The following is a 24,160-nucleotide window of genomic DNA, read 5'->3' as shown; positions in this document are numbered from 1 at the left end:
TGCTAATGCAGCTTCTTGCGAAGAGCCTTGAGCGCTTCTCGCTGCGACTCGATGTAATTCGCGATGGTCTTGCGCAGCTCCTCCGAATGGAGCCTGTCGCTGTCGCGCTGCACTTCATCGAGTGCGGCCTCTGCATTGGCGAGCGTGATCTTCATAGCGAGCCCTGTTACGAAGCGGCTCCGGAAAGCGGAGGCTGCTTGGCTATGGCTCGAAACATATAGAGGATCAGGCTGCGGAAATTGAGATGGCTCAAGCTCCGTAAGATACCGGTGGCTCCGTAGGATGCGGACCACTTCAAAACGTCGGCGGTGTGCAGGCCGAGATCACCTCGCACGGCTTGCCGCCGACGCAGCGGAAGCGATGCGGACGCCGGCTCTCGAAGTAGTAGGCATCGCCCGGATTGAGGATGCGGCGCTCGTCCTCGACGGTGACTTCGAGCTTTCCCGAGATCACGACGCCGCCTTCCTCGCCGTCATGGACGAGGTGAACGCGCCCGGTGTCGCTGCCGGGCTCATAGCGCTCCTTCAGGATCTGCAGGCTGCGACCGAACAGATTGTCGCCGACTTGCCGATAGGAGATCGGCTTCTTGCCGACCTCGGTCAGCTCTTCGCCGCGGTAGAAGATCTTGCGCCGGCTCTCCGGCTCCAGCGCGAAGAATTCGGCGAGCCCCATTGGAATGCCGTCGAGGATGCGCTTGAGCGCCCCCACCGACGGGTTCATCTGGTTGGATTCGATCAGCGAAATTGTCGAATTGGTGACGCCGGCGCGTTTGGCGAGTTCGCGCTGCGACAGCTTCTGGCGCGCCCGGATGAATCGCAGCCGTCCACCAATATCGACGCTCATGTCCCTGTCCCGTGTTGCACGTGTTGCGGATCGCGCAAATATGGACCGGCAGCCCCAGTCAAATCAATGGCTTGCAGCCCATCAGAAAAGGACTTGTTGCGCTTCTTAAGCCGTGCCTCTGGTGGCAAGTCAGCAAAGGAGCGTGGCCCGTGACCCTTCATCAGATTCCGAACACCATCAAGACCGACTCGTTCTGGATGCCATTCACGGCCAACCGGCAGTTCAAGAAGGCGCCGCGCCTGTTCTCCTCGGCCGAGGGCATGCATTACACCACGGTCGACGGCCGCAAGGTGATCGACGCCTCCGCCGGCCTCTGGTGCGTCAATGCCGGCCACGGCCGCAAGCAGATCGCCGCCGCCGTCGAGCGCCAGCTGATGACGCTGGATTTCGCACCGTCGTTCCAGATGGGCCATCCGCTGGCATTCGACTTCGCCGAGCGTCTGGCCGAGATCGCGCCGAAGGGCCTCGATCGCATCTTCTTCACCAATTCCGGCTCCGAGTCGGTCGACACCGCGCTGAAGATCGCGCTCGCCTATCACCGTGCCAACGGCCAGGCGAGCCGCACGCGCCTGATCGGCCGCGAGCGCGGCTATCACGGCGTCGGCTTCGGCGGCACCTCGGTCGGCGGCATGGTCGCCAATCGCCGCGCCTTCGCCACCCTGCTGCCGGGCGTCGACCACATCCGCCACACCCATGATCTCACCCGCAACGCCTTCGCCAAGGACCAGCCCGAGCATGGCGCCGAGCTTGCCGACGATCTCGAGCGCCTCGTCGCTCTGCACGGCGCCGAGACCATCGCTGCCGTCATCGTCGAGCCGGTGCCCGGCTCGACCGCGGTGTTGCCGCCGCCGAAGGGCTATCTCCAGCGCCTGCGCGAGATCTGCGACAAGCACGGCATCCTCCTAATCTTCGACGAGGTCATCACCGGCTTCGGCCGCCTCGGCACGCCGTTCGCTGCCAACTTCTTCGGCGTCACGCCTGACATGATGACGACGGCCAAGGGCATCACCAACGGCACCATTCCCTGCGGCGCCGTGTTCGCGAGCCGCAAGGTTCACGACGGCCTGATGGTCGGCCCGGAGAACGCGATGGAGCTGTTCCACGGCTACACTTATTCGGCGCATCCGGTCGCCTGCGCCGCGGGCATCGCCACGCTCGACATCTATAAGGATGAAGGCCTGCTGACGCGCGGTGCGTCGATCTCCGAATATTGGCGCGATGCGCTGCATTCGCTGAAGGGCCTGCCCAACGTCGTCGACATCCGCAATTGCGGCCTGATGGGCGCGGTCGAGCTGTCGCCGCGTGACGGCACGGTCGGCGTGCGTGGCTACGATGTCATGGTCGATTGCTTCAATCGCGGGCTGTACTTCCGCATGAGCGGCGATAGCTTTGCGCTGTCGCCTCCGCTCATCGTCGAGAAGAGCCACATCGACGATATCGTGTCGATCCTCGGTGATGCCATCAAGCGGGTGGCCTGATAATTGCTCTCGCCGTTGCGGAGTTCCCTCTTGCAGCGGCGAGCGTGATGCCGCGGGAGTTTGACCAAGCGTGAAAGTTTTGATCCTCGGCAGCGGTGTCATCGGTGTCACCTCTGCCTACTACCTCGCGCGTGCCGGCCATGAGGTGACGGTCGTCGACCGTCAACCCGAACCGGCGCTCGAGACCTCCTTTGCCAATGCCGGCGAGGTGTCGCCCGGCTATTCTTCGCCCTGGGCCGGTCCCGGCGTCCCGGTCAAGGCGGTCAAATGGCTGCTGATGAAGCACGGCCCGCTGGTGATCCGGCCGAAGCTCGATCCCGTGATGTGGGTCTGGCTGCTCAAGATGCTGCGCAATTGCACCAGCGAACGCTACGCCATCAACAAGAGCCGGATGATCCCGATCGCGGAATATAGCCGCGATTGCCTGCGCGACCTGCGCCGCGACATCGGCATCCAGTATGACGAGCGCTCGCAGGGCACGCTGCAGCTGTTCCGCTACCAGGCCCAGCTCGACGGCACCGGAGAGGACATCGCCGTGCTCAAGGAGTACGGCGTACCGTTCGAGGTGCTGAGCCGTGAGGGCTGCATCGCGGCCGAGCCGGCGCTGGCGGGCGTGAAGGAGAAGTTCGCGGGCGGACTGCGCTTGCCGCAGGACGAGACCGGCGACTGTCACATGTTCACACAGGCGCTGGCCAAGCATGCCGAAGCGCTCGGCGTGCGCTTCATGTTCAACACCGGTATCGACCGCATCGTCACCGACGGCGGGCGCGTCAGCGGCGTCGCGACCAGCGCCGGAATGTTGCAGGCGGACGCCTACGTCCTGGCGCTCGGAAGCTATTCGTCGCGCCTCGTCGCACCCCTCGGCATCTCGCTGCCGGTCTATCCTGTGAAGGGCTATTCGATCACGGTGCCGATCAAGGACGCTTCCGGCGCGCCGGAATCGACCGTGATGGACGAGAGCTATAAAGTCGCCATTACGCGCCTCGGCAATCGCATTCGCGTCGGCGGCACCGCCGAAATCTCCGGATTCTCGAGCCAGCTTTATGATGCGCGCCGCGCCACGCTCGATCACTCGCTGACCGATCTGTTCCCGCGCGGCGGCGATCTCTCCAAGGCGACGTTCTGGAGCGGTCTGCGCCCGATGACGCCCGACGGCCCGCCCGTGATCGGCCCGACGAAGTACGCCAACCTTCACCTCAACACCGGCCACGGCACGCTCGGCTGGACCATGTCTTGCGGTTCGGGACGGGTGCTTGCGGACATGCTGTCGGGCAAGAAGCCGGATGTGGATGTGAGCGCGCTGACCGTCGACCGGTACGAACACCGGTTTGGGTAATACTCTCTCTCTCGTAATGATGATGGGAGGCGTTCACGTCATGATGTTCAAGGCGGCTCGCGCCGTGCGGAGAGAATCCGGGCGATGTGGCCATCATTGCCGTACATGGCATCCCACAAATCGACGCCGGACGCCCACGATCTGATCCAATCTTCGAAACCGCGCGATTCCTCGAAGAATGCGGCGCTCCAGTCGTCTCCATCCTGAGCATCGGGATCGAAGATTCGCATCGGGAAGTCCGGGGCGAGACAATCGATGCAAGAGTAGATCGCGCATCCCCAATGGCAGATAGGTAGCAGGGCATCGGGCCATCCCAGCTCTGGCGCGCTGCGAAACACGTCGTAAATCGCAACAGCGGTCTTGCCGGTATCGTCGGGAACGCCGTTCGTTAGCCCGATGAGCCCATATCCCGGGCCGAAGCCTCCATTCCCGATCTCTGCATAGATGCGTTTCAAAAGGGATGGCAGCCCGAAACGAAAATGCTTTTCGTCGGAGTCGATATCGCCGGGCTTGCCCGGCATCAATCCCGCGTGCGGGGGGCGGCCTAGATCGGTGGGTTTCGTTTTCAATCGCCGTCGGATCGCGGCGATGATGGGGTCATCCATCGGTGGCTTCCCTCGCCTCGCGGAATGCCCTCACATTATGCCAGCAGACGGAGCGCCGGCAAACTACCCGGCCCCCGTCACGCAATTCACCCACAGCACCACCGCCTTGGTATCCTCCGCCGGGTTGGAAAACCGGTGCGGCCTGCGGCTGGCAAAGCGAAAGCTGTCACCGGTCTTCAGCGACCACGTCTCGCTGTCCACCGTCAGCATCATCTCGCCTTCGAGCACGAGGCCGGCCTCCTCGCCGTCATGGGTGTAGAGCTCGTCGCCGGTGGAGCCGCCGGGCTCCAGATGTACCAGGAATAGATTGAGCCGGTTGTCGGTGCTGGCGGGGCTCAGCAATTGCTTCGACACGCCGGTGCGCCAGAGCTTCAGTTCGGGCCGCTGAAGCCCGCGCGTGACGATTTGGTCGGATGCACCGTCGGCGTTCGGGCTCGCGCCGAACAGCGCGGCGATGCCGACGCCGAGCACGTCGGCGAGCGTGGCCAGCACGCGCAGCGACGGCGACGACAGGCCGCGCTCGATCTGGCTGAGGAAGCCGATCGACAGCTCCGTGCGCGAAGCGACCGTCTCGAGCGAGAATTGCCTGACGCGCCGGAGGTCGCGGATGCGGCGGCCGACCGCGACATCCATCGCCGGCTCGGCCGCTTTCGCGACAGCCTTGGCTTTCACCTTCTTCGCCGGCTTTGCGGCGGCCGGTCTGCGCATTCTTTTGCCACCGCTCACGTCAAACCGCTTCCTTCATGTGCATGAAAACCGCTTGCAACGGCCGTGAAAGTGTGACCAAATTTTCATATTGGTGAAAATAGGCCGAAACGGCTTGGCCCGCAACGTCTGCGATGACGAGATCTGCGAGCGCCGCCATCGGCCGGGCCCAAGGGGGATGCGATGAAGCGTTTTGGTCTGGCCGCGGTCGCGGCACTCGCGATTGCCGCAGCAGCGCCGGCTTCGGCGCAGCAAGTGCTGAAGGTCGGCTCGACGCCGACAGGCATTCCCTTCACCTTCCTCGACACCAAGACCAATAGCATCCAGGGCATCATGGTCGATCTCGTCACTGAAGTGGGCAAGGATGCCGGCTTCAACGTGCAGATCGAGCCGATGCAGTTCTCGGCGCTGATCCCGTCGCTGACATCGAGCAAGATCGACATCATCGCGGCCGCGATGTTCATCACTGCGCCGCGCAAGGAGGTTGTCGACTTCTCCGACCCGATCTACGCCTATGGCGAAGGCCTCGTGGTTCCCAAGAGCGACACCAAGGCCTACGCCACCCAGGACGATCTGAAGGGTGAGACGGTCGGCGCCCAGGTCGGCACCGCCTTCGTCGACGCGCTGAAGAAGTCCGGCCTGTTCGCCGACGTCAAGGCCTACGACACCATCCCCGACATCCTGCGCGACGTGAACACCGGCCGCCTCAAGGCCGGTTACGCCGACTATCCGATCCTCGCCTATAATCTGAAGCAGGGCGGCCTTCCCCGAGGTGCGTCTGGTCGACGGCTACAAGCCCGTCACCGTCGGCTCGGTCGGCATCGGCGTGCGCAAGGGCGAGACCGCGCTGCTCGGCAAGATCAACGCCTCGCTCGCCAAGCTGAAGGCCAACGGCACTATCGACAAGATCCTCGATAGATGGGGCCTGAAGGCACAGGGTTGATCGCCAGCGGCCAATCGTGAAAGCTGACCGATGAAGGGCTTCTGGCACGACGCGGCCGAATTCTTCCCGATCCTGATGAGCGGCGTCGTGCTGACGATCGTCGTCACCATCGGCTCGCTGCTGCTCTCGACGGTGCTTGGCCTCGTCTGGGCGATGATGCGGGTCTCCGGCATCCGCGTCCTGTCGCTGCTCAGCGCCAGCCTGATCAACGTGATCCGCGGCATTCCGATCATCGTGCTGTTGTTCTACCTCTACTTCGTGATGCCTGATCTCGGCGTCACGCTGTCCGCGTTGCAGGCCGCGATCCTCGGGCTCGGCATCGCCTACTCAGCCTATCAGGCGGAAAATTTCCGCGCCGGCATCGAGGCCATCGACAAGGGGCAGATCGAGGCGGCGCAATCGATCGGCATGGGCTGGTGGCTGACCATGCGCCGGGTCGTGCTGCCGCAGGCGGTGCGCATCGTGCTGCCGCCCTACGGCAACGTCATGATCATGATGCTGAAGGATTCCTCGCAGGCCTCGACCATCACGGTCGCCGAGCTCGCCCTTCAGGGCAAGCTGATCGCGTCCTCGACCTTCAAGAACACCAACGTGTTTACGATGGTCGCGCTGATGTATCTCACCATGAGCATTCCGCTGATCCTGCTGGTCCGTCACTTCGAGAAGCGGGCGGGCAAGAAATGATCGAGCTCACCGACGTCCACAAGAGCTTTGGCGAGAACGAGGTGCTCAAGGGCATCACGGCGTCCGTCCAGAAGGGCGAGGTGGTCTGCATCGTCGGCCCCTCCGGCTCCGGCAAGTCCACCATCTTGCGCTGTATCAATGGTCTCGAAAGCTACGACCGCGGCGAGATCAGCGTCGAGGGATTGAAGGTCGACAGCGACGCGCCGTCGATCGTGAAGATCCGCACCCAGGTCTCGATGGTGTTCCAGCGCTTCAATTTGTTTCCGCACCGGACGGTGCTGGAGAACGTGGTCGAAGGTCCGCTCTATGTGAAGAAGGAGCCGCGTGCGCAGGCATTCGAGCGCGGCCGCGCGCTGCTCGCCCAGGTGGGCCTTGCCGAGAAAGCCAGCGAACATCCGCCGCAGCTCTCCGGCGGCCAGCAGCAACGCGTCGCGATCGCGCGGGCGCTGGCGATGCAGCCCAAGGCCATCCTGTTCGACGAGCCGACCTCGGCGCTCGATCCTGAATTGGTCGGCGACGTTCTCGGCGTGATGCGCAAGCTCGCCGACGACGGCATGACCATGGTCGTCGTCACCCACGAGATGGGCTTTGCCCGCGACGTCGCCGACCGCGTGCTGTTCATCGATGGCGGCGTCATCGTCGAGCAGGGACCGGCGAAATCGGTGCTCAACCAACCGCAGCATGCGCGGACGCAGGATTTTCTGCGCCGCGTGCTGCATCCGCTCTGATCGGTCTTCGCCATGACCACGCGCCTGCCTTTGCCGCCGTCGCTCTATGCCGACACCGCCGTCGCGCCGGTGGCCACGCCGCCGCTCGACATCGACAAGACGGTCTCGGTCGCCATCATCGGCGGCGGCTACACCGGCCTGTCCACCGCATTGCATCTGGCGGAGCAGGGTGTCGAGGCACTGGTGCTGGAGGCGCAGGAGCCGGGCTGGGGCGCATCCGGCAATAATGGCGGCCACACCAATCCCGGACTGAAGCACGATCCCGATCAGATCGAGGCCGATTTCGGCGCCGAGCTCGGCCGCCGCATGGTCGCGTTCTCCTACGGCACGACGGATTTCACCCACGATTTGATCCGTCGCTACCAGATCCCGTGCGAAGCGCGGCAGAACGGTACGCTGCGCGCGGCCTATAACGAGGCCAGCGCCGCCGCGATCGAGACAACCGCACAACAATGCATCGCCCGCGGCATGCCGGTGACGTACCTCAATCGCGAGCAGCTGCGCGAGATGACCGGCACGGATCGCTACATCGGCGCCATGCTGGATACCCGCGGCGGCGACTTGCATCCGCTCAGCTACGCTCGCGGCCTTGCGCGCGCCGCGATCTCGGCAGGCGCGAAGGTGCACGGCGAGACACCGGCGCTGTCGCTCCGTCGCGAGGGCAGCCGCTGGCGCATCGAGACGCCGCGCGCGGTGGTGCATGCCGACAAGGTCCTGCTCGCGACCAACGGTTTTACCGACGATCTCTGGCCGGCGCTTCGCCGCACCATCGTGCCGGTGTTCTCCTCGATCGCCGCCACCGCGCCGCTTTCGGATGAGGTCGCGCGTTCGATCATGCCGACGCGTCCCGTCCTTTACGAGAGCGGCCACATCACCGTCTATTACCGCATCGATCAGCAGAACCGCCTCTTGATGGGCGGCCGCGGCCCGATGCGCTGGATCAATTCGCCGCGCGACGTCGCTTATCTCATGCGATACGCCGAGCGGCTATGGCCGCAACTCGAGGGCGTCGCCTGGACCCATGGCTGGAACAGCCGGCTTGCCATTACCGCGGATCATTACCCGCATGTGCACGAGCCCGCGGACAACATCCTGATCTCGCTCGGCTGCAACGGCCGCGGCGTCGCGCTCTCGACCGCCATGGGCGCGCAGCTGGCGCGGCGTCTGATCGGCGGCGCCAAGGCCGAGCTCGACATGCCCGTCACCGGCATCAAGCCGATCCCGATGCATGCCTTCTGGCCGGTCGGCGTGACGACGGCAGTGATCGCTGGTCGCGTGCGCGACCGGCTCGGGATCTAAGCTCAGCCCTCCGCCACCGCGTCGGCCCAGGGCTGGAAGATCTCGACCGCGCCGGAATTGGTGTCGCCGTCGCGCATCACGACGCTTGGGCAGGCGAACTTCTGCGGCAAGGATTGCACCCGCGCTTCCTCATAGTCGAATCGCGCCGCGAGCGTCTCGCGTGTGTCCGCCGGCAACCTGGTATCGCCGATCACGATCGCGCCTTCGCTGGCGTCGATGCGCGGCTGGTGGATCGCGGCGTCGAGATCCATGCCGAAATCCATCGCAAACGACACGATCTGCATCACCGACGGCAGGATGCGGCGACCGCCGGAGGCGCCGACCGCGAGCCGCCTGCCGTCCTTGGCCTCGGCGATGACAGGCGTGTAGTTGGTGAGACAGCGCTTGCCAGGGGCGAGCGAATTGGTGGTGCCCGGCATCGGGTCGAACCACATGATGCCGTTGTTCATGGCGATGCCGGTGTGCGGCGTGACGTATTTCGAGCCGAAGGATGAGAGCAATGTCTGCGTCACCGCCGCGATGTTGCCGTGGCGGTCGACCACGGAGAAGTGCGTGGTGCAGGCGGGCGCCAGATAGTCCGCGCCGAGCGAGCGCTTGCCGTCGGCATCCCCCATATCCTTGAGCCGCTCGCGATAGGCCGATTGCAGCGCGGCGGCATATTCGACGTAGGCGGCTGCATCGGGCGCGCTTCCCGGCTTCAGGTTCTGTTGCAACAGGCGCAGCGCATGCGCCATCGTCGGTCCGGCCGTGAGCTCCGGCGTCGCAAACACCTTGCCGCCGCGATAGGGGATCGCCAGCGGATCGCGCAGATGGGCTCGGAACGCGGCGAGGTCCTCCACCGACAGCGCGCCGCCGTCGGCCTTGATGTCGGACGCGATGCTTCTGGCGAGGTCGCCCTGGTAGAAATCGCGCGGACCGGCGTCGGCGAGATGCGCCAGCGTCGCCTTCAGCGTATCCAGCGGCAGCCGCGTCTCGGACTTGATGCCCCATGGCGCGCTCGGAGGCAGGCCATCCTTCAGGAACGTGGCCGCGCTTCCCGGATAGCGCCGAAGATCGGCCGCCGATGCCGCGATCGTCAGCGTGGTCCACCAGTCGACCAGCAGGCCTTCACCGGCGAGGGCGACGGCCGGCGCGACGAGATCTTTCCATGGCAGCCTGGCGTGGCGGCGATGCGCCTCCTCCATGCCGGCGACGACCCCGGGCACGGCGATCGAGCCGGGGCCGTGGATGTTGCGGTCGTTCTTCACCCGCTGCCAGGGAAACAGATCGGAAGCCGCGCCTTCGCCGCTGATCGGATAGTCGGCGGTGCGCAGGCTTTGCGGCGCGCACATGCCGTAGTCGATCACCTCGTAGCGATTTTCCGCGGCACGGTAGAGCACCATCGCGCCGCCGCCGCCCATGCCGCTGTTCCAGGGCTCCAGCACGTTGAGCGCGAAGGTGGTGGCGACGATCGCGTCCACGCAGTCGCCGCCCGCCGCCAGCACTTGCGCCCCCACTTCGGCCGCCCGCCGCGATTGCGCGGCGACGATGCCGCCTTTGGATGTGACGGCGGGCTTGCGGACGGTTTGGGTGTGGCTGAACTGGTGCGGCATGATGATGTCTGTGTGCTGTCTTCGGTTTGGCTTCGTTGCGCTGAGCTCCGCAATTCGCGGAACGCGCGAAGAATGGCACATCGCCCCCACCGAGAACATCGAAAGGGCATGGCTGGTGTGAAACAGGCGGGGGTAGGCGCCAACGCGTGATGCCCGGGACATAGGCGAGCGGAAGCGACGCCGTCCTTCGGACGGCTATGCCCGGGCATGACGCATTGAAAGACCGATCAGTGGGAAGCAGGAGCCGCAGGGCTCAGCGCGCGCGATCCAGCCGGCTGGCCTGATACTTGGCGTGCCATTTCGGGCCAGGCCCGCGCATGTAGTGAAGCTCGGGGCGGTAGGGATTGCCCGCGACCCGCATCAGCGTCTGCCATTTGCTGGCGACGAAGTTCAGGGGCTGGCGGAGCAGGGTCAGTGACGCGAGCAACATGGCATCACCTCAGTGCGGCTTGCCGAGCATGGCAGTGAAGGGGAGATCGAAGATCTCCTCGCCATCGGAGCCGCTGACATGGATGACCCAGTCGCGCCAATCCTCAGCGCCGGGCGTCAGGATCATCGCGTTCATGATCTGGGCGGCACGGTCGCGCGCCTCGGTCAGGTTGGTCACGGCTGTGCCGCTGCGATCGATCAGCGTGCCGTCCAAGTTGGAGCAGTGAAAATAGACCTGGACCATATGCGTCTCCTATTGGGAGCGATTGGGACGGCAAACCGATACCATTCCAAGCATTCGCGAAACATTCGGGCCGAGCCCGGTAAGGGAATCTACGGAGATTGGTCGGCGCCAAGCCCCCTGCCGGTTTGATCACAAGGGGGTGTTGATCAACTGGACGGCATTCCCACGGCATGGAACAACCCTGGACGGAAAGTCCGGGAGGCGCCGTGAACCACCTCACATTTTGGCGTGAAAGCCGAAGCCTGCGCGCATGCGCGGTCGCCCTGGTGGTCCTCCTGACCCTCACCTCGGTAGGCTCATCAGAACCGGTCCGCAAGAGCGGCTATGCCATCGGCACGGAGACCTGCGGCAGTGCCGATCTGGCTTTTCCAAAAATCCAGATCGACACGAAGGCGGGATTTTGCGCTGGCCTCGTCGCCAGCGAGGAGGATCGGCTGAAATTCCCGCGCTCGATCATCCAGGTGCCCGGTCGTGACCTGTTCGTGGTCGCCGACATGGCGGGCTGGGGCCATACCGATGGCCGGCTGCTGTTGCTCGACCCGCGCGCACCCCAAGGACAGCGGTTCAAGGAGCTGCTGACTGCAATCGAATATCCGTTCGGTCTCGTGATCGGCCCGGACAAGAAGCTCTATGCCTCGAGCGCGGAGACGATCTTCCGGTTCGATCCGCTCGCCGACAATCCGCGCGACACGGTCGAGACCATCGTCCGTCACATGCCCGGCCGCCGGGTCACATTGCCCGATGGCACAAAGCTCGACGAGAGCGCGCATCCACTCAAGCAGTTTGTCTTTGATAAGAACGGCCGGCTGTTCGTCAACATCGGCTCGCACAGCGACGACTGCATCACGCCGGCGCCGATCACGAAACCTTGCGCGGCGGCCGAGGGCGCTTCCGCGATGGCATCGATCTGGCTGTTCACGCCGCCCCCGGGCGGTATCTTCCCGGCGTTGAAGCCTGGCGAGACCGACCCGCCGCACGGCGTCTATGCGCGCGGCCTGCGCAACTCGATGGCGCTGGCGCTGCACCCGAACTTTCCCGATGCGGGCTATGCCTTCCTGCAAGGCGAGAACGGCCGCGACCTGCCTGACATTTTCAAGCCGAACGAGGAGATCAACGCGATCGAGCAGGGCAGGCATTACGGCTGGCCTTATTGCTACGATGTGTCGACGCCGAGTCCCGAATTCAGGATCGTGTTGCAGTCGGGGGTCTACAAATCGCTGTGCACCGCCAACGTTCTCTACAACGCGCCGTTCTCGCTGCTGCCGCCGCACGGCGCGCCGCTCGCGATGCTCTATTATCACGGCGCGAAATTTCCGGAGCTCGAGGGCAAGCTGCTGGTCGGCCTGCACGGCTATCGCCCGACCGGCAGCCGCGTCATCGTCTATGACGTCGACGAGCACGGCTTCCCGAAGCCCACCCCGCTGCCGGTACGCTATCATGTCAGCTGCGCGGCCGATCCGACCCACAGCTTCCAGACCGAGGGCGGCGACGTCGCCGCCGCGCCGTTCGAGGAGCTGATCGCAGGCTGGCACCGCGTCAACGGCGCACGGCCGCAAGGTGCGCCGGTCGGCATGACGGTCGCCGAGGACGGCGCCATCTGGCTGGTCGAGGACAAGAACCAGACCGTGATCCGGATCGACCGCGCCGCGGGCGATGCGCCGCCGCCCTTGCCATGCGACATGCGGAGCCAGGCGCTGATCGATCAATTGGCGGTCTTCGTTGCCAGGGACGCGCAGAACAGCGTCCGGCTCACCAGTTTGCGCAAGGGCCTCGTCGAAAAGCATTGCGTCGGCTGTCACTCGGATTTCGGCCTGAAGCCGGGCCTATCGGACGCTCAGAAGGACGCGACGGTGCTTCGCTTCATGCTGGCGCAGGATGGCTGGATCTATCCTGGCGATCCCGACTCCAGCAAGTTGCGCACGCGGCTTCGTGGGTTAGGCGCGGAGAAGCTGATGCCGCCGGGTGGCGAAGGCCTGCCGAAGGCCGAGCCTGGTTACACGCGCCTGCTCGACACGGCGGATCTGCTGGTGTCAAAAATGGTTCCAGGCATCCGGATGCGGATCAAGTCCGGCCCGCCGCAGCGCAAGTTCTTTGGCAAAACCAACAAGGAATGCGGCGAAATACCGGCTGCCAAGGTCGTCGTCGTGACACAAAGGAACGCTGTAGACAAACCCGGCTTCAGCCGCTTCTTCCGGCCGGCCGATCCCTATCTGAATGGCGAGTGCAGCGACGGCGATGGCTATTACATCCGGCAGGAATTTCTGGTGCCTGTGCAGTAGCGTTGTTCTCGTCCTTGCGACGGCACCGGCACGAGCGGAAACGAAACTGTTCGAAAGCGTGCAGGTGACGCCATCAGGCGAATACACCTTCGGCATCGAAGGGCCGGCCGCCGATCTCGACGGCAATCTCTTCGTCGTCAATTTCGGCAAGCCCGGCACCATCGGCAAGCTGCCTGTCGGCGGCGCGGTGTCCGAGCCGTTCACGGCACTGCCCGAGGGCAGCGTCGGCAATGCCATCCGCTTCGCGCGCGACGGCACCATGTTCATCGCCGACTACAAGGAGCACAACATCTTCGCGATCCCGAAGGGATCGACCGAGCCCGCCATCTGGTTTCACTCCGACGAGATGAACCAGCCCAACGACATCACCATCGCCCGTGACGGCACGATCTATGCGAGCGATCCGAACTGGAAAGGTCGCGAAGGCCACATCTGGCGCATCGCGAAGGGAGCCGACGGAACGGTGCAGGGACAGCTAATGTCGGCGCCGCGCGCGATGGGCACGACCAACGGCATCGATCTCAGCCCCGATGACAAGACGCTCTATGTCGGGGAATCCAGCAGCGGCCAGATCTGGTCCTATACCGTCGGCGGCAACGAGCTCACCAATCCAAAACTCGTCAAGGCGTTTCAGCCCGACACCGTCGACGGCCTGCGCACCGACGTGGCCGGCCGCCTCTATGTCGCGCGCATCCTCAAGGGCACGATCACGTTGATGAAGGCCAATGGCGCGGTCGAGCGGGAGATCGCGCTGAGAGCCAAGGAGCCGACCAACCTGGCCTTCGGCGGCAACGACGGCAAGACGATCTTCGTCACCCAGCGTCAGGGCGGCTTCGTCGAGGCGTTCCGCACCGACCAGCAGGGTCGCGAGCACTGCCTTCAGCGTGGGCGCTGCTGAGCTTCACGAGCGATCTGCTTGCGGCGCAGGGCGGTGCGACAGGGGCGGCATTCTTCTTGCTTGCATCTCGCCGCCGCGGCGATTTAGACATCTGTGGCACCCTCAAAGCGACCACGGAGTGTTCGAGTGAAAGCCGTCCATACCGAGCTGCATCGCAGCCACGATCCGCAATTCTTCCTGGTTCGCGGTGTGGTCAAGCGCACCACCGAGCAGCCCGAGCGCGCCGACCGCCTGCTCAAGGGATTGAAGGACGGCAAGCATCAACTGGTCGAGCCAACCACATTCGGGCAGGGGCCGCGTGCGCGCATCCACAGTCCGGAATATCTGTCGTTCCTGAGCGAGGCCTGGGAGGCCTGGACCGCGCTCGGCGATTCCGGCCCGGAGATGATCGGCAATATCCATCCGGTGCGCCATGCCGCGACTTATCCCACCCATATCACCGGCAAGCTCGGCTGGCACACCGCCGACACCGCGGCGCCGATCGGTCCCGGCACCTGGGCTGCGGCCTGCGCTGCGACCGACGTCGCGGTCACCGCGGCACAGATGGTGATGGACGGCGAGGATGCGACTTATGCGCTCTGCCGGCCGCCCGGCCATCACGCCTATCGCGACATGGCCGGCGGCTTCTGCTTCCTCAACAACAGCGCGATCGCGGCGGCGCATCTGCGGCAGAAGCACGAGCGTGTCGTGATCCTCGACGTTGACGTCCATCACGGCAACGGCACGCAAGGAATCTTCTACGCGCGGCCGGATGTCTACACGGTCTCGATCCATGCCGATCCCGTCGCGTATTATCCTTACGTGTGGGGCTATGCGCATGAGCGCGGCGAAGGTCCCGGCCTCGGCGCCAACCTCAACATTCCCCTGGCGATCGGTACCGGCGATGACGGCTACATCCAGGCGATGGAGGTCGCGCGCAAGGCGATCGAATCCTTTGCGCCCGGCGCCCTCGTCATCGCGCTCGGCCTCGACGCCTCCGAGCACGATCCGCTGAAGGGTCTCGCCGTCACCACGCCCGGCTTCCGCCGCATCGGCCAGGCCATCGCGAAGATGGGCCTGCCGACCGTGTTCGTGCAGGAGGGCGGCTATCTCTCGGACATCCTCGGCGCGAACCTGACCTCGGTGCTGGCCGGATTCGAAGAGGCGCGGTGATGCTCGCTGAGTAGCCCATCATTCTCCGTCATTGCGAGCGTAGCGAAGCAATCCAGAATCTTTCCGCGGAGGGACTCTGGATTGCTTCGCTTCGCTCGCAATGACGATGTGGATGGTTAGGTCGACTTCATCAACATCTCAAAACATCCCGCTTGCCGCGAGCGCCTTGCAGACGTGCTGCATCTCGGTCTCGTCTGCGACCATGTCGAGCATGATCGTGGTCAGCCCCTTTGCGGCAAATTCCTTCAGCTTCGCGCCGATCTCCGCGTAGCTGCCGACGAGGTAGGGGCAGTCGGCCTGGAAGGTCAGGAACGGCAGCAGCCAATAGCCATTGTCCGCGAGCTCGCCGCTCTGGCCCTCGTAGAGGCGCCGTTTCCACTCGGAATCGCTGTTCTCCACGGTGAGCACGAGCAGCTCGCGATCGTCGGCGTTATCGCGGAAACGCGCCTTTGCCGCTTGCCGTGCCTCGTCGCGTCCCTCGCGGGCGAAAATTCCAAAATTCACGCCGGGCGCATCGAGGCCGCGGTCGAGATCCGGCGGCAGCATCTGCATCTTGATGCAGCCGGTCTCCTTTGCGACGCGCTGTGCCGGCTCGGACTGGCCTGCGACCAGAAATTCCGGCATCAGCTCCGGCGGCAGGCGCGGCCGCAGTTGCAGGTTGCTGGCGCGGTAGAACCGGCCCTCGAAAGTCGCCGGCCGCGGGCTTGCCAGCAACTGGCGCATCAGCGCAACGAATTCGCCGAGCCGGGCATAGCGGTCGGCATGCGACAGCTCGTCGCCGAGCCCCTGCAAATCGCTGACCGCCGTCCCCGTGATCATGTTGAGATAGACCTTGCGGCCGTGGAGCTGCGCAAAGGACGAGACGAATTTTGCCGCCGTGAACGGGTGCATGTAGACCGGATTGACGGCGATCAGCGGCGAGGATCGGGTCGTCTCGCCAATGATGTGCTGGGCCATCGCCCAAGGCTCGACGAACACGTCGTTGCCCTCGAACAGCAGGATGCCCTCGAAGCCGTTGCGCTCGGCGAACTGCGCCACCCGCATCAGCTCGCCGACATATTTCTTGGGATCGCGGTTGCGCGAAATCGCGGGAAAGACGCGCAGCCGCGGCAGTGTCATTCAGCCGCCTCCTGCAGCGGCCACGCATTGCGGGTGATGGGAAGGCCGCCGGTGGCGCGGGAGCCGTCGGCGATCGCGAGACGATGCGAGGGCGACGGCGAAATCAGCTGGAATCGCCAGCCTTCCGGATCGTCGGCGATATCGGGCGTGAAGCTGATCTCGATGGCCTCGCGCGATACCTGCATCGCGAAGGCATCGAGCGGCAAATTGAGGCCGAAACCCCTGGCCTTCAGATAGGCCTCTTTCAGCGTCCAGTAGTCGAAGAAGCGCTCGGTCGCGGCGGGCTCCGGCAGTCCGCGCAGCGTTTCGACCTCTTCCGGCGCGAAGAACCGAAGCGCGGTCGACAGCGGCGCCACCCGACTCGACACGGTCTCGACGTCGACGCCGACGGTCTCGTGCCCCGATACGACGCAGGCGACGCAGCCGTCGGCGTGCGACAGGCTGAAATGCAGCGTGCTCGAGGTCTTGGGCGATGCGACAAACGGCCGCCCGTAACGCCCGGCCGCAAATGACCAGTCGGTGGGGGCGACATCAGGTGCGACGTGCGAGAGCGCGAGGCGCAACATCGCGTGCGCGAAAATATATTGCCGCTGGTGCCGCTCGAACCTGAAGCGGTCGGCTCGTCCCCGTTCGTCGACCGAGAGCAGGCGCCGGCACGTATCAACCGCATCCGGCGCGTCAAAAGTCTCGATCAGTCCGACAAACAGTTCAATTCTGTCGTCTGCCATCAATTGGGCCCATGGCGTCAGGCCGGGGCCAAATCCCCTGCCATGACGGAAGAATCAACTGAGCAAGAATTAACTGAGCGGACCGCTTCTAGCGGTCCACTCGGGCGAATCCTTGTCGATTGCTGGCCGGTTTACGGGCGCAAGCTTGTGCGAGACCCCAACTCGACACGCGAGCGGCCAAATCTGAAAACAGAAGCCCGAAAACCGAAGCCTGAAGATTCGTGCGGCGTCCCGGCCGACGAGTCTTACGTCTTCTTCTTCTTGGACTTCTTGGAGCCGCCCAGCATCGAAATACTGGCGTCGACGTCCTTCAGGGCGGACTGCAGCTTCTTCTTCTCGGCGCCGAGCAACTTCTGCAGGGCCTTGCGGTCCTTGTCGCTCAACGAGGTGCCCTTGGTAAATTTGATGAAACCCATAACGAACTCCCCGGTTGAAAATAATCGTCCAAATCAAAACGCGAGAATAATCTTGCGCGATGGCGCCAAATAATCAAGATGCAACTTGGTCATTCACAGCTTTGACGGGTGAACCCGTATTCGCCCGTGCTCTGCGGCCGGTCATGCCGCCCTGCGATTGAGCAATCGGCCGAGCGGCGCGTTGGGTTGGGCGAGGGCGGCCCCGAGCAGCGCGACGAGATCCTCCATCCACTGGCCGACCGTAGCGCCGTCGAGCAGCTCGCTTTTGTAATTGCATGAACCGGTGATTCCCGTCGGCCGCTCCTTGAGCATCAGCGACAGCCAGGTCTGGTCGATCGGCAGCACCGGCTGGCCTTCGCGGGCAATGTTGCCGATCGATCCTGTCGTGAGATCAGGCAGATCGAGCGGCTGGCGCAGCGGATTTTGCAGGGTGAAATAGACCTGGAGCAGCGCGGCTGGATCGACCCCCTCCTGCTCCAGATGTTCGGCCAGGATGTTGAACGGCAACTCCTGGCGCGCATGCGCGTCAAGCACGCTCTGGCGGACCCGGGCCACGGCCTGCGCGAACGACAGCTCCGGCGTGATTTTGGTGCGAACGATCACCGTGTTCTCGAACGGGCCGACGATCCGGTCGGTGTCCGGCAGGGCGCGATTGGCCATGGCGGTGGCGATCGAGATGTCGTGGCGGCCGGTCCGCGCCAGCAGCAGGGCTTTCAGGCCGGTCAGCAGACACATGAACAGCGTACAATTGTGCTGGCCGGCGAAGGCCGCGAGCCGGCCGATCAGCTCACGCTCGAGACTGACCGGATGGTGCCCTCTGGACGGGCCCGGGCTTGATTCGCCCTCGAAGAGGGGAGCCGCCCCGCGCAGATTCTCCGTCCATTCAGCCGCCTGACGGCGGGCGGCATCGGTGCCGCACCACCAGCGCTGCCAGCGCGCGACGTCCGAAAAGGCCGGCGGCTGTTTCGGCAGCGGCACCGACGGATAGCCAGCCAGCGCCGCATAACGGTGGGATAATTCCTCGAACAGCACGCCGATCGACCAGCCGTCGACGACGGCGTGGTGCAGCGTCAGCAGCAACACGTGATCGTCATCGTGGAGCCGCAACAGCCGGGCGCGCAGCAGCGGCGCGCGCGTGGTGTCGATCGGGACATAGGTCTCCTGTTCGATCAGGAGATTGATCTTGCGGAGCTCCAGCGCCTTGCGCCGCTTGTTGTTGTGGGGCTGACCGTCGCCGATCGTCTCGACGGTCAGGACACGGCCGAGGGCGCCGGGCGCGGCGACGTGGCTGACGGGCTCCCCGCCGCTCCAGCCGAAATGGGTCCGCAGCGATTCGTGCCGACGCACGATGTCGTCGATCGCCTGCGCCAGGGCGGCCAGATTGAGCGGCCCCTGGAGGCGGAAGGCGAAAGGCAGGTTGAACAGCGGCAAACCCGAAAGATTCTGCTCGATCCGCAGCATCTGGTCCTGCGCGATCGAGAGCGTGGGAGGGCTGCCTTCGGCCAGGCTCGCTCCAACCAGCCTTGCCAAACTTGCGGCCGGCTTGCGCGGCTTTGCCGCCACGGCCTCGTCGACCCGCCGGGCAAGCTCGTCGATCGTCGGTGCCTCGAAGATGGTCTTGATCGGCAGCGACACGCCAAGCGCCCGGGCGACGCGGGCCATCACCTGGCCCGCCAGCAGCGAGTGGCCGCCGAGGTCGAAGAAATTGTCGGTGACGCCGAGGCTCTCGACCTTCAGCAGGTCGATCCAGATGTCGGACAGCACCTTTTCGGTGAAGCGCCGCGCCGGCACAGTCGCATCCGATCCGGAGGTTTCCTGCTGCGCCGGCGCCAGCAGCGCGCTCCGGTCGATTTTGCCATGGGCATTGAGCGGCACCTGGTCCAGGAACAGGAACGCGGACGGGATGGCATGGCCCGGCAGCCGGCTCTTCAGGAAGTCGCGTAGCTCGCTGGCGCTGCTCCGGCTGCCGGATCTCGCGACGATGTGGGCAATCAGCCTGACATCGCCGCTCGCTTCGCGACGCGGCTCGACGATGCCGGCGCGCACATCCGGATGGTCGGCAAGCGCGTTCTCGATCTCCTTGAGCTCGATACGGTAGCCGCGGACCTTGACCTGATGGTCGGCGCGACCGAGGCATTCGATCGTGCCGTCGGCGCGGCGGCGGGCGAGGTCGCCGGTCCGATACAGCCGGCTGCTTGCTTTGCGCGAGAACGGATCGGGCAGGAAGCGCTGCCGGTTCTGTGCTGGATCGTTGACATAGCCGCGGCCGACACCGGTGCCGCCGATGCAGAGCTCGCCGGTCACGCCGACCGGCTGCGGCTGCAGGCTTGCGTCGAGCACGTAGAGCTGCGTGTTCGGCAGCGGCGCGCCGACCGGGACGTTGTTTGTCATGGTCGCCGGCGCCCTGGTCAGGCGATGCAGCGAGACGTCGTCGGAACATTCCGACGCACCGTAAGCGTTGATCAGCGGCACTTTCGGGCAGCGCGCGAACCAGGCGTTGCAGAGATCGACGGGCAGCGGCTCGCCCGTCGAGATCAGAAGGCGCAGCCTCGCAAAGGCGCGTCGGACCTGTGCCTCGTCCATGCGATCGAGGATCACGCGCAGCAGCGATGGGACGATCTCCAGCACCGTGATGCCCTCGTGCTCGATCTCGCGCGCGAGTAAAATCGGGTCTCCCACGATCGCGGTACCGCAGACATGGACGCGCGCGCCGACCATGGGCCCGGCGAGGAACTGCCATACCGAGATGACAAAACTCTGCGGCGCGGTCTGCGCGATCACGTCCCGGCGCGAGAGGTTCAGCTCGGAGATGAGCGAGGCGAGATGGTTCGAAAGCCCGCGCTGCTCGATCATGACGCCCTTCGGCGCGCCGGAGGACCCGGAGGTGTAGATGAGATAGGCAAGGCTCGACGCCGCGCGCCGCGTTGCACGGGCCGGCTTGGTCGACGCCGGCGCGATGGCGTCCTCGAGCCCGGCCATTGGGATGCGCTCGACCAGCGGTTCGAGCAGCGCCTCCGCTATGGACGACTGCGCCCGTCCGGTCAGCAGCATGCGGGCGCCGCTCGATCCGAGGATGGTTGCGAGCCGTGCCGGCGGCTGGTCGGGATCGAGATTGAGGAAGGCAGCGCCTACGCGTTGCACGGCGATCATCGCCGCGAGCAGGTCGGGTCCGCGCTCCGCAAGCAAGGCGACCACGGCCTCGGCGCCGACGCCTTCGCTGGCCAGCCAGCGCGCGGCCGCCTGGCTGCGGCGCGCCAGCTCGCGGTAGCTCAAGGACGTGCGGCCGTCCGATACGGCGATCGCGTTCGGCGTCTTCTTGACCTGGCGGTCGAAACGTTCGCTCGGATTGCCGCGCGTGGCGAAATTGGCCGGCACGCCCCGGCCCTGCGCCAGCAAGTGCCGGCGTTCGGTCTCGGTCAGAAGTGCCAGGTGAGAGATGCGCTGCTCCGGATCGGCGATGACGGATTTGAGCAGGGTTTTGAACTGGGCGGCCATGCCCTCGATCGTCGCCGCGTCGAACAGATCGGTGGCGTATTCAAAGAAGCCGGTGAAACGGCCATCAGCCTCGACCAGTTCGAGCGTGATGTCGAATCGCGCCACTTTTGGATCGATCTCGATCCGCCGCGTCGACAGACCGGAGAAAGATGCCGCCTCGATCGAGGCATTCTGGAGGATGAACATGATCCGGAAAAGCGGATTACCGTCGCTCCTTCGCGCGATCTGAAGCGCGCGAAGGACCTCTTCGATCGGGAGGTCCTGGTTGCGATAGGCATCGAGCGTGACCTGCCGGACCCGGCGCAACATGTCGCCGAAGCTCGGATCGCCGCCAAAATCATTGCGCAGGATCAGGGTGTTGGCGAACAATCCGATCAGGCGCTCGCTCTCGATCTGGTTGCGGTTGGCGATCAGCGAGCCGGTCGCGACATCTTCGTGCCCGGTGTGACGGAACAGCAGGCACTGGAACACTGCGAGCAAGGTCATGAAGGGCGTGACGCCCTGGTTCTGGCTCAGCGCACGCAGGTCGGCCGACAGAGTTTTGGAGAATTCGAGATAGCAACGGGCACCGTGGCCGCTCCAGACCTCCGGCCTTGGCCGGTCGGTCCGCAGCGGCAGTGTGGTGACGCCGTCGAGCTGCGTCCGCCAGTAATCGAGCTGCTCCTTGGCGGCCGGCGTCTGCGCCCAGCTCTGCTGCCAGAGCGCAAAGTCGCGATACTGGAAGGCTGGCGAAGGCAGTGCCGCCACGTCGTTCTTGCGCGTTGCCGAATAATGGGCGGCGAGTTCTTCCCAGAACAGCCGCTGCGACCAGCCGTCGGTGACGAGATGATGGACGTTGACCACGAGCGCGTGGTTGCTCTTGTCGAACGAGAGCAACGTGACCTTCAGCGGCGCCTCGTGCGCGAGGTCGAACGGATGTTGCGCGAGCCGGAGCGCTTCGCGCCTGACAACAGCGGCCCGCTTGTCCGCGGGGCAGGCCTTGAGCTTGATCCGCTCGAACTGCAGCGGCGATTGCAGCACAAGCTGCACCGGCTCGCCCTCGCGTTCGATGATGACCGACCGCAACGCCTCATGGCGTGCCGACACCGCGGCGAGGCCAGTAGAAAGTGCGGCGACGTCGAGCCCACCCTTGAAGAGCGCGACTTCGACGACGTTATAATTGTAGCGGGTGGCGTCGAGCCGCGAGAGCACGTACATCCGCTGCTGCTGGAACGACAACGGCGCGTCTGCTGCCGTGGCCTGACGCCAGCCCGGCAGCATCGTTTCGCGATGGGTTGCGGTCTCGATCCGGGCCGCAAGCGCGGCGGCGGTGGCGCAATCAAAAACGTCCTCGAACGAGAAGTCGACATTGAAGCGTTCGCGCAGGCGCGAGCGCATCTGCGTCACCGCGAGCGAGTCCGCACCGAGCGCGAAGACGTCCTGATCGCCCCCGACCTGCGGCAGCTCCAGCAAATTGGCCCAGATCCCGGCGAGTTCGGTCTCAAGCGCGTTGCGCGGCAGACGGGCCGCCTCCTCGCCGCCGCCCATCGTTGCGATCAGCTCGGCCAGCGCGTTGCGCTTGACCTTGCCGCTGGCGCCTTTCGGCAGCGTCGCCACGCTGCGGATCAGGCTCGGCACCTTGTAGGCCGCGAGCCGTTTCCGGGCGAACTGGCGCAACTGGTCGGAGGTCGCCGCGGAATTCGGCCGCAGCACCACGATTGCGGCGACATTCTCGCCGAGCTTCGGGTGCGGGACGGCAAACACGCCGGCCTCCAGCACCGCGGGATGGCTGAGCAGGACCTCTTCCACCTCCAGGGGCGAGATCTTCTGCCCGCCGCGGTTGATGACGTCCTTGATGCGGCCGACGATGAAGAGATAGCCGTCGGCGTCGAGATAGCCGAGATCGCCGGTCCGGAACCAACCGTTGCGGAAGGCAGCCTGCGTCGCCGCCTCGTCATTATAGTAGCCGCGGCTCATGTTCGGTCCGCGCAGCATGATCTCGCCGTGCTCGCAGCTGGCGAGCGCGCGGCCCGTCTCATCCATGATGGCGATCTCGGGGCCCGCGGCGCGGCCGACCGATCCGACCTTGCGCAGCTCGAACGGATTGGCCGCGATCTGCGAGGCCGCCTCCGTCATGCCGTAGGTTTCGAGAACGGGAACGCCGAACGTCGCCTCCAGCCCGTCGAGGATCGCAGGCGCAAGCGAGGCCGAGGCGGAGCGGATCACGCGCAGCGAGGACGATCGGGCGAGATCCGGGTTGGCTTCCGCCGCCCGTCAGTAGCGCGCGATGGATGGTCGGCACTGCCGTGTACCAGCTTGGTTGCAGCTGCCGCATCCAGCCGAAGAAGGAGGCTGCGTCGAAACTTTCCGTACAGATCACGCTGGAGCCCGCGGCCAGCGCCGTCAGCAGGCCGGAAATCAAACCATGGGCGTGAAACAGCGGCAGGACGTTGAGCAGACGATCGTGGGACGCGAGCGACAGCACGCGGCCGGCATTGTAGGCGGAGAGGCACACATTGCGATGCGTCAGCGGCACCATTTTCGGTCGCGCCGCCGTGCCCGAGGTCAGCAGGATGAACGCGTCGTCGTCGCCGCGCGAGGCGCCGCTGCTGCTCGCCGGTCCAACCGCCGGCCCGACGAACGTGCAGCCACCGAGATCGTCTTGCGACCCCGGCACGAAATCGATCACGGCAATATCGAGCACCTTGGCGACATCGCGGGCCGCCGAGTTCGTGTCGGCCCGGGTGACGAGCGCGCTCAGCTTCAATTCGCTGAAATAGCGTTGCAGCTCGTCCGCCGTCAGATCGGGATTGACCGGGACGCAAGCGCCGCTCGAGGCGACCGCGATCAGCGCCAGTGCGCTGTCGGCACCGCGCGGCAGTGCAACCGCAATACGGTCGGCAGGGGTAATGCCAAGCCCGCGCAGCGTGCGGACGAGATCCTGCGTCCGCGCGCCAATCCCGCCGTAGTTGAGGACCGGCCGACCAGGGGCGAGGAGGGCGGGGGCCGCCGGCCTCTTGCGGGCATGGAAATCGAGAAGGCCGCCGATATCCGCGAATATCTTCGTTTCGGCCGTCGTGCCGGCTGATCCCTGCGGCGCTGGGCGTGTAGCGTCCGACAATTCCGTTCCCTTTTGATCCGGTTCGGCTATTCTTCCAAGAAGTTACGGAACGCGTCCAGTCTGAGGTGAAGTTTTGGCCCCAAAATC

General features: G+C 65.1%; 18 protein-coding genes and 2 pseudogenes. 9 read left to right on the top strand and 11 right to left on the bottom strand.

What is annotated here, in order from left to right; all coding sequences use genetic code 11:
- Window positions 1-2: 2 nt before the first annotated feature.
- Both ACVIN2_RS13165 and ACVIN2_RS13160 read right to left on the bottom strand, forming a co-directional pair.
- A complete protein-coding gene (locus tag ACVIN2_RS13165) occupies window positions 3-155 on the bottom strand; it encodes a hypothetical protein (protein ID WP_456765940.1) in 153 nt (50 codons plus the stop codon).
- 139 nt (window positions 156-294) lie between these two features.
- A complete protein-coding gene (locus ACVIN2_RS13160; protein ID WP_456765939.1) occupies window positions 295-843 on the bottom strand; it encodes a cupin domain-containing protein in 549 nt (182 codons plus the stop codon).
- A gap of 149 nt (window positions 844-992) precedes the next feature.
- On the opposite strand from ACVIN2_RS13160, the gene ACVIN2_RS13155 reads away from it, so the two are divergent.
- Window positions 993-2,321, top strand: coding sequence for an aspartate aminotransferase family protein (locus ACVIN2_RS13155; protein WP_007600575.1), 1,329 nt, complete (start codon window positions 993-995; stop codon window positions 2,319-2,321).
- A 70-nt stretch (window positions 2,322-2,391) separates the two neighbouring features.
- Window positions 2,392-3,657, top strand: a complete 1,266-nt coding sequence (locus tag ACVIN2_RS13150) for a D-amino acid dehydrogenase (RefSeq protein WP_456765938.1) — start codon at window positions 2,392-2,394, stop codon at window positions 3,655-3,657.
- A gap of 47 nt (window positions 3,658-3,704) precedes the next feature.
- Here ACVIN2_RS13150 and ACVIN2_RS13145 read toward each other — a convergent pair whose 3' ends face one another.
- Window positions 3,705-4,262 carry an SMI1/KNR4 family protein gene (locus ACVIN2_RS13145; protein ID WP_456765937.1) on the bottom strand — a complete coding sequence of 186 codons (558 nt, stop codon included), beginning with the start codon at window positions 4,260-4,262 and terminating at the stop codon, window positions 3,705-3,707.
- 63 nt (window positions 4,263-4,325) lie between these two features.
- Entirely contained in the window at window positions 4,326-4,970 is a 645-nt protein-coding gene (locus ACVIN2_RS13140; RefSeq protein ID WP_456765936.1) for a helix-turn-helix domain-containing protein, read from the bottom strand.
- Between the two features lie 180 nt (window positions 4,971-5,150).
- Between ACVIN2_RS13140 and ACVIN2_RS13135 the strand changes: the two are divergent.
- The 4 genes and pseudogenes from ACVIN2_RS13135 to ACVIN2_RS13120 all read left to right on the top strand — a co-directional run bounded on the left by ACVIN2_RS13135 (window position 5,151) and on the right by ACVIN2_RS13120 (window position 8,621).
- Window positions 5,151-5,910: pseudogene (locus ACVIN2_RS13135) on the top strand (ABC transporter substrate-binding protein).
- A 30-nt stretch (window positions 5,911-5,940) separates the two neighbouring features.
- Window positions 5,941-6,594 carry an amino acid ABC transporter permease gene (locus tag ACVIN2_RS13130; RefSeq protein WP_007600584.1) on the top strand — a complete coding sequence of 218 codons (654 nt, stop codon included), beginning with the start codon at window positions 5,941-5,943 and terminating at the stop codon, window positions 6,592-6,594.
- On the top strand, window positions 6,591-7,322 hold the full coding sequence (locus tag ACVIN2_RS13125) for an amino acid ABC transporter ATP-binding protein (RefSeq protein WP_456765935.1): 732 nt from the start codon (window positions 6,591-6,593) through the stop codon (window positions 7,320-7,322). Before ACVIN2_RS13130 ends, ACVIN2_RS13125 begins: the two co-directional genes overlap by 4 nt.
- A 12-nt stretch (window positions 7,323-7,334) precedes the next feature.
- The gene (locus ACVIN2_RS13120) at window positions 7,335-8,621 is read left to right on the top strand and encodes an NAD(P)/FAD-dependent oxidoreductase (protein ID WP_456765934.1); all 1,287 of its coding nucleotides are present in this window, start codon (window positions 7,335-7,337) and stop codon (window positions 8,619-8,621) included.
- A 2-nt stretch (window positions 8,622-8,623) separates the two neighbouring features.
- Here ACVIN2_RS13120 and ACVIN2_RS13115 read toward each other — a convergent pair whose 3' ends face one another.
- The 3 genes from ACVIN2_RS13115 to ACVIN2_RS13105 all read right to left on the bottom strand — a co-directional run bounded on the left by ACVIN2_RS13115 (window position 8,624) and on the right by ACVIN2_RS13105 (window position 10,886).
- Window positions 8,624-10,213, bottom strand: coding sequence for a gamma-glutamyltransferase family protein (locus tag ACVIN2_RS13115; RefSeq protein WP_456765933.1), 1,590 nt, complete (start codon window positions 10,211-10,213; stop codon window positions 8,624-8,626).
- Between the two features lie 253 nt (window positions 10,214-10,466).
- On the bottom strand, window positions 10,467-10,643 hold the full coding sequence (locus ACVIN2_RS13110; RefSeq protein ID WP_197031156.1) for a hypothetical protein: 177 nt from the start codon (window positions 10,641-10,643) through the stop codon (window positions 10,467-10,469).
- 9 nt (window positions 10,644-10,652) lie between these two features.
- The gene (locus ACVIN2_RS13105; protein WP_007606355.1) at window positions 10,653-10,886 is read right to left on the bottom strand and encodes a DUF6894 family protein; all 234 of its coding nucleotides are present in this window, start codon (window positions 10,884-10,886) and stop codon (window positions 10,653-10,655) included.
- Window positions 10,887-11,092: 206 nt separating this feature from the next.
- Between ACVIN2_RS13105 and ACVIN2_RS13100 the strand changes: the two genes are divergently transcribed.
- From ACVIN2_RS13100 to ACVIN2_RS13090, 3 genes are all read left to right on the top strand, one after another.
- On the top strand, window positions 11,093-13,165 hold the full coding sequence (locus ACVIN2_RS13100; protein ID WP_456765932.1) for a PQQ-dependent sugar dehydrogenase: 2,073 nt from the start codon (window positions 11,093-11,095) through the stop codon (window positions 13,163-13,165).
- A complete protein-coding gene (locus tag ACVIN2_RS13095) occupies window positions 13,122-14,063 on the top strand; it encodes an SMP-30/gluconolactonase/LRE family protein (RefSeq protein ID WP_456765931.1) in 942 nt (313 codons plus the stop codon). The genes ACVIN2_RS13100 and ACVIN2_RS13095 overlap by 44 nt, the downstream gene beginning before the upstream one ends.
- A gap of 126 nt (window positions 14,064-14,189) precedes the next feature.
- Window positions 14,190-15,215 carry a histone deacetylase family protein gene (locus ACVIN2_RS13090; protein WP_456765930.1) on the top strand — a complete coding sequence of 342 codons (1,026 nt, stop codon included), beginning with the start codon at window positions 14,190-14,192 and terminating at the stop codon, window positions 15,213-15,215.
- A gap of 138 nt (window positions 15,216-15,353) precedes the next feature.
- On the opposite strand, the gene ACVIN2_RS13085 is transcribed toward ACVIN2_RS13090, so the two are convergent.
- The 4 genes and pseudogenes from ACVIN2_RS13085 to ACVIN2_RS13070 all read right to left on the bottom strand — a co-directional run bounded on the left by ACVIN2_RS13085 (window position 15,354) and on the right by ACVIN2_RS13070 (window position 24,073).
- Window positions 15,354-16,334 (bottom strand): LLM class flavin-dependent oxidoreductase, encoded by a 981-nt coding sequence (locus tag ACVIN2_RS13085; protein ID WP_456765929.1) that lies wholly within the window; start codon window positions 16,332-16,334, stop codon window positions 15,354-15,356.
- Window positions 16,331-17,062 carry a 4'-phosphopantetheinyl transferase family protein gene (locus ACVIN2_RS13080; protein WP_456765928.1) on the bottom strand — a complete coding sequence of 244 codons (732 nt, stop codon included), beginning with the start codon at window positions 17,060-17,062 and terminating at the stop codon, window positions 16,331-16,333. The genes ACVIN2_RS13085 and ACVIN2_RS13080 overlap by 4 nt, the downstream gene beginning before the upstream one ends.
- A 245-nt stretch (window positions 17,063-17,307) precedes the next feature.
- Window positions 17,308-17,478 carry a hypothetical protein gene (locus tag ACVIN2_RS13075; RefSeq protein WP_162847227.1) on the bottom strand — a complete coding sequence of 57 codons (171 nt, stop codon included), beginning with the start codon at window positions 17,476-17,478 and terminating at the stop codon, window positions 17,308-17,310.
- A 141-nt stretch (window positions 17,479-17,619) separates the two neighbouring features.
- A pseudogene (locus ACVIN2_RS13070) lies at window positions 17,620-24,073 on the bottom strand (amino acid adenylation domain-containing protein).
- Window positions 24,074-24,160: the final 87 nt, after the last annotated feature.

This window comes from Bradyrhizobium sp. USDA 3650 (genome assembly GCF_054057395.1).
This window is presented reverse-complemented; position numbering and strand designations above follow the sequence as displayed.

What these genes read in the sequence shown, in the direction of transcription:
- ACVIN2_RS13165 (WP_456765940.1), bottom strand. Translation starts at nt 155, where the DNA reads ATGAAGATCACGCTCGCCAATGCAGAGGCCGCACTCGATGAAGTGCAG.
- ACVIN2_RS13160 (WP_456765939.1), bottom strand. Translation starts at nt 843, where the DNA reads ATGAGCGTCGATATTGGTGGACGGCTGCGATTCATCCGGGCGCGCCAG.
- ACVIN2_RS13145 (WP_456765937.1), bottom strand. Translation starts at nt 4,262, where the DNA reads ATGGATGACCCCATCATCGCCGCGATCCGACGGCGATTGAAAACGAAA.
- ACVIN2_RS13140 (WP_456765936.1), bottom strand. Translation starts at nt 4,970, where the DNA reads ATGCGCAGACCGGCCGCCGCAAAGCCGGCGAAGAAGGTGAAAGCCAAG.
- ACVIN2_RS13130 (WP_007600584.1), top strand. Translation starts at nt 5,941, where the DNA reads ATGAAGGGCTTCTGGCACGACGCGGCCGAATTCTTCCCGATCCTGATG.
- ACVIN2_RS13125 (WP_456765935.1), top strand. Translation starts at nt 6,591, where the DNA reads ATGATCGAGCTCACCGACGTCCACAAGAGCTTTGGCGAGAACGAGGTG.
- ACVIN2_RS13120 (WP_456765934.1), top strand. Translation starts at nt 7,335, where the DNA reads ATGACCACGCGCCTGCCTTTGCCGCCGTCGCTCTATGCCGACACCGCC.
- ACVIN2_RS13115 (WP_456765933.1), bottom strand. Translation starts at nt 10,213, where the DNA reads ATGCCGCACCAGTTCAGCCACACCCAAACCGTCCGCAAGCCCGCCGTC.
- ACVIN2_RS13110 (WP_197031156.1), bottom strand. Translation starts at nt 10,643, where the DNA reads ATGTTGCTCGCGTCACTGACCCTGCTCCGCCAGCCCCTGAACTTCGTC.
- ACVIN2_RS13105 (WP_007606355.1), bottom strand. Translation starts at nt 10,886, where the DNA reads ATGGTCCAGGTCTATTTTCACTGCTCCAACTTGGACGGCACGCTGATC.
- ACVIN2_RS13095 (WP_456765931.1), top strand. Translation starts at nt 13,122, where the DNA reads ATGGCTATTACATCCGGCAGGAATTTCTGGTGCCTGTGCAGTAGCGTT.
- ACVIN2_RS13085 (WP_456765929.1), bottom strand. Translation starts at nt 16,334, where the DNA reads ATGACACTGCCGCGGCTGCGCGTCTTTCCCGCGATTTCGCGCAACCGC.
- ACVIN2_RS13080 (WP_456765928.1), bottom strand. Translation starts at nt 17,062, where the DNA reads ATGGCAGACGACAGAATTGAACTGTTTGTCGGACTGATCGAGACTTTT.
- ACVIN2_RS13075 (WP_162847227.1), bottom strand. Translation starts at nt 17,478, where the DNA reads ATGGGTTTCATCAAATTTACCAAGGGCACCTCGTTGAGCGACAAGGAC.